Here is a 6,279-nt window from a genome sequence, read left to right as displayed (position 1 = left end):
GATAATATGAACTGGCAATTTACACCTTATGCTGCACTTATGCTGCTAACGCTAAGAGCACAACATGGCCTTGAAAACCCTGATTTTGATCACCCAGGTTTTGGCAATGTTACTTCTTTACTACTAACTCAGCCTGTAGCCCCTCAAAAAGATGAGGTGCTTGAACAACTCGTTGCCAAGTTACATGAGCAAGGTTTCAACGAAAAGGCTTTACTAGCATAGAGGTTTAAATAAGTGGTAATTTAATCAGTATGATACGGCTTAGCATTGCAAAAGCTCATATTATGTTACGGGTTTCTTTGTTAATCATGATCCATATCGAATGTGTTAAAGGCTATTAGGGCAGCATAACATGGACGCTTAATCCACCTTGCTCGCGGTTATGTAAGCTGATTTGCCCGTGGTGTGCTTCAACTATTTCCCTGCAAAGTGCTAACCCTAAGCCACTACCTGTTGCTTTGGTTGAGTAAAAGGGAATAAGTGCGTTCGCCATTACAGCTTCACTCATACCTTTGCCTTTATCACTCACTGTGATGTGTGTGCCACTTGCTTCTTGTAGAACTGTTAAGCTGACATCTTCGGGGTTTGAACCCGATTCATAGGCATTTTTTAATAAGTTTATAAGTAATTGTTCGAGCTGAGTGTGATCAGCGTCAGTTGTCACTCGCTCATCAAGTGATACTTCAACCTGCCACTGACTTTTTAATTGCTCAACCAGCGTCGGCCAGTTAATCGTTGATAGTTGAGGGGTGGGTAACTTGGCAAATTTACCATAGCCTTGCACAAACTCATTAAGGTGTTTTATGCGGTCTTCAATGGTGGTAAATACCCGTTTTAAACGTGGTTCATCGACTTCTTTCGTTAATAGTTGCGCGCTATGAAGCATCGACGACATTGGCCCTAGGGAGTTGTTAAGCTCATGGCTAATAATACGAATAACTTTTTTCCATACCTCTACTTCTTGGCGGCTTAGTTCACGGGTCAGTTGTTTAAAAACATAAAGTTGATGAAACTGATTATTAAGTAATAATCGGCCTGTTGCCATATGCCAAGTTTGTGATTCTTGATCTGCTTTGTCGAGGGTAAATAAACCATCAACGCCTTTGTGAATCGCACGCGTTAATTGCTCGCAGCTTGAATCTAATAAGTTCTCTAGCTTGGCGCCTTCAAGGGCTGATTTAGCATCAAGTAAGCTGCGGGCACTGTGGTTGCTATAAACAATAAAGCCTTGGTCGTTAGTCAAAATCACGGCTTGTGGGGAGCTTTGCAGTACTTTGTCGAGCATCAACTCACGCTGATAAATCCATTGTTTTTCTTGGCGAAGCTGTTTTGCGGTTTGGTTATAAAGCCGGCATAAATCACCTAGCTCATCACTGCCATCATAGGCCAATAATGTGGCCAGCTCACCATCTTTAAAATTAAGCAACCCGGTTTCCAGCGAGTTCATGCCATCAATGAGCGGAGCTGATAATTGCGCAGCAAAAAATCCGCTGATCAAGGCGCAAGCGAGCAGGGCTAATAAGCTGTAAAGCAAGCTTATGCCCGCAAAATAACAAACCAATATAAGCGGCAATGCAGAAGCAGCAATACACAAAGTTATGATTTTATATCGAAACGAAAAACGCATTAGTATTCAATCTTAAATTTATCAAGCCTGCGATAAAGCGCTTGGCGGCTTAAGCCAAAATGGCGAGCCACTTTAGCAATCACACCTTTGTACTCGCGCATGGCAAGTTCAATCTCTTGTTTGTTAGGCTCTGCTCTTGTTTGTGTTGGGCTGTTTGTTTCAACTTGTAAGCCAAAATCAGCAAGCTCAATCACCCCTGTGGGTTTTAAAACGCCAGCACGTTTACAGGCATTTTCAAGCTCACGAACATTACCCGGCCAGCTATGGGCGAGCAGGGCTTTTTCTGTACTAAGCGACAGTGTGCGCTCAGGTAAAAAGTGTGCGACCAAAGCTAAAATATCATCTGGGCGATGGGCAAGGCTTGGTAAATTTAACTCAATAACATTTAAGCGGTAGTAAAGGTCTTCACGAAATTGACCTGCTTTAATTGCATGGCTTAAATCTTCATTGGTTGCTGAAATCACCCGCACATTCACTTTACGTGTTTGTGTTGAACCTAAACGTTCAAATTCACCAGTTTGTAAAATGCGTAATAATTTCATTTGCCCAGAAAGTGGTAAGTTACCAATTTCGTCTAAAAATAGGGTGCCACCATCGGCCGCTTCAAAACGACCAATGCGCTGTTTAGTAATACCTGTATAGGCGCCAGCTTCGGCACCAAATAATTCAGCCTCAATAAGCTCGCTTGGTAAAGCACCGGCATTAACAGTGATAAAGGGTTTATCAGCTAATAATGAATTGGCCTGTATTATTTGCGCAATGCGCTCTTTACCACTGCCGTTAGGGCCTGTGATCAACACTGAAATATCTGATTTAGCAACTTGAATCGCAAGATTAACAATGTGCTCCATAGCGGTACTTTTATAAACCAAGCCTACTAAATTTGCTTGTTGTACAGATGCGTCACGTTCTTGCTGGTGGCGGGTAAAGGTTTCGTTTTGTTGTTTTGCTTTACCCAGCTCGATTAGGTTATTTACACAAGTAAGTAGCTTGGCATCGTCCCATGGTTTTGGTAAATAATCAGCCGCCCCAGCTTTGACAAGTTCAACGGCAGTAGAAAGCTCTGTCCATGCGGTGATCAAAATAATCGGTAGGTGAGGATTAATGTCTCGTAAGGCATAAAAAAGTTTTTTGCCTTCTTCGCCGGAAGTGGTGTCGGCGGTGAAATTCATGTCTTGAATAACAAGCGCAATACGTTGGTATTGTACGGACTGAATTGCCTCAAACGGGTTACTTGCTGTAACAACATCAAAACCGTGAATTTCGAGTAATAACGACAATGCATCCAAAATGGCTGGGTTATCGTCGACGATCAGTATTTTTTCCATATTATTGTTTTAGTTATTTTCCTAATAAGGGTGCAAGATGAATGCTACACTGTAAATCCAGTGTAGCATAGGTTGGGAGAACTAAATTGTTCGAGTTGCAATGCTCGGTGAGATATTCGCAGCCCGTTTTGCAGGGGCAAGCACCGCTAATAAACTCATAACAAACACTGCCAGCGCAGTAGCAAGTACGTAGCTAATATCAAGCTGAGCAATTGAAAAGTGCTGCATCAGTAATTGCCCTAAATACACGGCAGCAATCACACCAATCACTAAACCAACTATACATATCATGGCGTTTTCAACTAAGAAGTAGCTAATGATGGCAGATTTTCTGGCGCCTAAAGCGCGGCGAGTGCCTATTTGTTTAGTACGCTTGCTAATATTGAACAGCGTTAGGCCGAAAATACCCAGGGCCGTCACCAACACTAAAATAGTAATAAGTACAATCAGCATGCGCATCATTAATGTATCTTCTGCCATGTATGACTCTTTATCGTCATCTAAGCCACGAATGCGAGAAATAACACGTTTGTTGTAGTTTTTCAGCATGGCTTCTTCAACACGGTTCATGACCGATTGACGTTGACCAGGCTCTGTTCTAACCACAAAGCGTGCATTTGTACCAGGTTTAATAAAAGGCAGCAGTGCTACGTTATCTGGGCGGCTGTCTTTAAGCCATGGGCCCTTCATAAGATCAATTACACCAATTATTTTCATTGGAATATCACCAAAATAGACTGTTTGGCCTAAACCATTGCCGTCAGGGAACAGCTCATCGAGTAGAGTTTTAGTGACAACGGTTACTTTTGAAAGCTCATCATAGTTATCGGTGACGATCACTTCGTCTTCGGTGTAGTTACGCCCAGCAACGAGTTTAACGCCATAGGTATTGATACCATGCTCATCGATAAACATGTATGAAGTACGGGCTGATTTACTCTCTTCAGGTGCTGGCTTTAAACTAAAATCTGACGAAGAACCACTGCCCGAAAGCGGTGTGTTACTCGAATAAGCAGCATCGACTACCCCAGGTATTTGACGAAGCATGGCTTCATCAAGCTCATATTGCTGAGACGGTGACACATCTTTGCCAAACATCATGACATTAAAAACGAAAATGTCTTGTTCAGGGTAGCCGGTTTCTTGGCTTAAATAGCTAACTCTGTCTTGGATAATAAACGCCGCATTACTAACAATGGCAGTGGTGATGGCAATTTGGATCAGTAATAAAATGGCGCCAACTTTTGAGCGGCATAAGGCGTGAAAGATAGGTTTAATTTCTAACATGGGTGTCTTCCTTATTGGCTCTTAAGATAAATAGCAGGGTTGGTTTTACATACCAGCCAAGCAGGGTATAGACCCGCTATCACACAGGTGCTAATTGCAATCACCGGTGCGCTAAGTAGCATGGTTAAGTCCATTGTGGCTAAGCTTTGGTAGTAGCTATAGCTTTGACGTACGCCTAACAAACCTACTTGCGCCAATATAATACCCAAGATGCCACCTAAGAAACCTAACATCGCTACCTCAACAATATGTTGAAAGAATATTTGACGTTTACTGGCACCTAATGCACGGCGCACACCGACTTCAGGAGCACGGCGTAAGAATTTCGCTAGTAATAAACCTAAAATGTTGGCAAGGCATACCGCTAAAAACATAAAGCTAAGGCCAACCAGAATTTCGTTGTCTTCGCTAACGACATTGTTGTACTGCATCCACTCATTTACATCGCGTAAGGTGGCAGTTAATTTTTCACGGTTAAAACGACCTAGCTTTTGTTGCTCTTGCATATAGGCCATTAAAAAGTCTTGGTAAGCTTGCTTTTCTGCAGGAGTTTTTAGTTCAACCCAAAATTGTAACCACACCATTTCAGAATTGAGCTTGTCGTTAAAGGTATTGGTTTTTTCGTGCTTCCAACCATTAGTATTACCCCAGTTTTCAAGCTCTCGGGCTTTCATTAGGCTAAATGGTAAAAATAGTTGCTCGGTCTTATTAAATGCACCGTTGTTCAGATCATAATATTTGGTGGTGATATCCCAATCATCAATCACGCCAATAACTTCGTAGCTGGCATCATCAAGGTACACCATTTTGCCTACTGGGTTTTCACCTGCAAATAGCTTATCGTTTAATTCTTTATTGATCACCACAACAGGGGCGGCATCGGCTTCTTGTTGCGCACTCCAGACCCCACCGTAAATAAACGATAGGTTAAACATCTCGAAAAAATCAGGGGTGGTTAGGCGAGCTTGACCAATAAATGGTTTTACTTTGTCTGAGTCTAAATAAACCGAAAAACCCGTTCTAACCATAGTGACACGTTTACCACCTGCTTTGGCCTGGTTGAGGTTAACGGCATCTTGATAGGTTAATTGCAGTGGCATATTATCGACTGTCCACCACGTACGGCCTTCATCCATGGTTTGTAACTGCACAGAATAAAGGTCGCTACTTTTTTCAGGAATAGGGTCTGCCGACATCATGTGATACACAGATAAACTTGTCATGGTAACGCCAATACCAATAGCAATGGCCAATACCATTAAAAAGCTCACAAGTGGCGTGCGCTTAAAGCTGCGCCAGCTCAAATCTAAATAATGAAGGAACATGGTTACACTCCAGCCGCTTTAAGGTTTTGAGTGCCTTGATACAAGGTGAAGTCAGCTAGTTGGCCATCAACAACTTGGATGTTACGTGGTGCTCTGCGGGCAAGCTCTGGATCATGGGTAACCATGATGATAGTTGCACCATCCCGGTTGATTTGTTCAAGTAGCTCCATCACTTGACGGGCCATTAAACTATCTAAATTACCAGTTGGCTCATCGGCAAGTAAAAAGCGCGGTTCACCAGCAAGGGCTCTGGCAATAGCAACACGTTGTTGTTGACCACCAGAAAGTTGTTGCGGTAAATGTTTAGCGCGTGAAGCTAAACCAACTTGCTCTAGGCATTGCTCAATTCGGCGCTTACGCTCGGCGGCTTTGATACCGCGATAACGCAGAGGGACTTCAATATTTTCATAGAGGTTCAAATCTGGAATAAGGTTGAAGCCTTGGAAAATAAAACCAATTTTTTGATTACGTAAGTCAGCACGCTGGTTGTCGTTGAGCTTACCCACATCAATACCGTCTAACATGTATTGGCCTTCGCTAAATGGTTCTAACATACCGGCGATGTTTAAAAATGTGGTTTTACCTGAGCCACTTGGGCCCGTTACGGCAATAAATTCACCTTCTTCAACTTGTAGATTAAAGTCGCGAAGGGCATGCGTTTGTACCATATCTGTTTGATACACTTTGCTGATGTTGTTCATTGTAAGCATGT

Annotated in this window: 5 protein-coding genes and 1 pseudogene; 1 reads left to right on the top strand and 5 read right to left on the bottom strand. The window is 42.7% G+C overall.

Annotation, left to right across the window (positions count from 1 at the left end; genetic code table 11):
- Window positions 1–222 (top strand): annotated as a pseudogene (locus AN394_RS22070) (hypothetical protein); the annotation flags it as partial.
- 115 nt (window positions 223–337) lie between these two features.
- On the opposite strand, the gene AN394_RS17990 reads toward AN394_RS22070, so the two are convergent.
- From AN394_RS17990 to AN394_RS17970, 5 genes are all read right to left on the bottom strand, one after another.
- Window positions 338–1,627, bottom strand: coding sequence for a PAS domain-containing sensor histidine kinase (locus AN394_RS17990; protein ID WP_054561723.1), 1,290 nt, complete (start codon window positions 1,625–1,627; stop codon window positions 338–340).
- Complete coding sequence (locus tag AN394_RS17985) at window positions 1,627–2,955, bottom strand: sigma-54 dependent transcriptional regulator (protein WP_055022175.1); 1,329 nt, start codon at window positions 2,953–2,955, stop codon at window positions 1,627–1,629. The genes AN394_RS17990 and AN394_RS17985 overlap by 1 nt, the downstream gene beginning before the upstream one ends.
- An 81-nt stretch (window positions 2,956–3,036) precedes the next feature.
- The gene (locus tag AN394_RS17980; protein WP_055022174.1) at window positions 3,037–4,242 is read right to left on the bottom strand and encodes an ABC transporter permease; all 1,206 of its coding nucleotides are present in this window, start codon (window positions 4,240–4,242) and stop codon (window positions 3,037–3,039) included.
- Window positions 4,243–4,253: 11 nt separating this feature from the next.
- Entirely contained in the window at window positions 4,254–5,567 is a 1,314-nt protein-coding gene (locus AN394_RS17975; RefSeq protein WP_054561720.1) for an ABC transporter permease, read from the bottom strand.
- A 2-nt stretch (window positions 5,568–5,569) separates the two neighbouring features.
- Window positions 5,570–6,277, bottom strand: coding sequence for an ABC transporter ATP-binding protein (locus tag AN394_RS17970; protein WP_054551528.1), 708 nt, complete (start codon window positions 6,275–6,277; stop codon window positions 5,570–5,572).
- Between the last annotated feature and the right edge of the window lie 2 nt (window positions 6,278–6,279).

This window comes from Pseudoalteromonas sp. P1-26, from assembly GCF_001401795.1.
Taxonomy (GTDB): Bacteria; Pseudomonadota; Gammaproteobacteria; order Enterobacterales; family Alteromonadaceae; genus Pseudoalteromonas.
This window is presented reverse-complemented; position numbering and strand designations above follow the sequence as displayed.

Bases quoted from the DNA above. Each gene is read 5' to 3' on its own strand.
- AN394_RS17975 (WP_054561720.1), bottom strand. From the start codon at position 5,567: ATGTTCCTTCATTATTTAGATTTGAGCTGGCGCAGCTTTAAGCGCACG.
- AN394_RS17980 (WP_055022174.1), bottom strand. From the start codon at position 4,242: ATGTTAGAAATTAAACCTATCTTTCACGCCTTATGCCGCTCAAAAGTT.
- AN394_RS17985 (WP_055022175.1), bottom strand. From the start codon at position 2,955: ATGGAAAAAATACTGATCGTCGACGATAACCCAGCCATTTTGGATGCA.
- AN394_RS17990 (WP_054561723.1), bottom strand. From the start codon at position 1,627: ATGCGTTTTTCGTTTCGATATAAAATCATAACTTTGTGTATTGCTGCT.
- AN394_RS17970 (WP_054551528.1), bottom strand. From the start codon at position 6,277: ATGCTTACAATGAACAACATCAGCAAAGTGTATCAAACAGATATGGTA.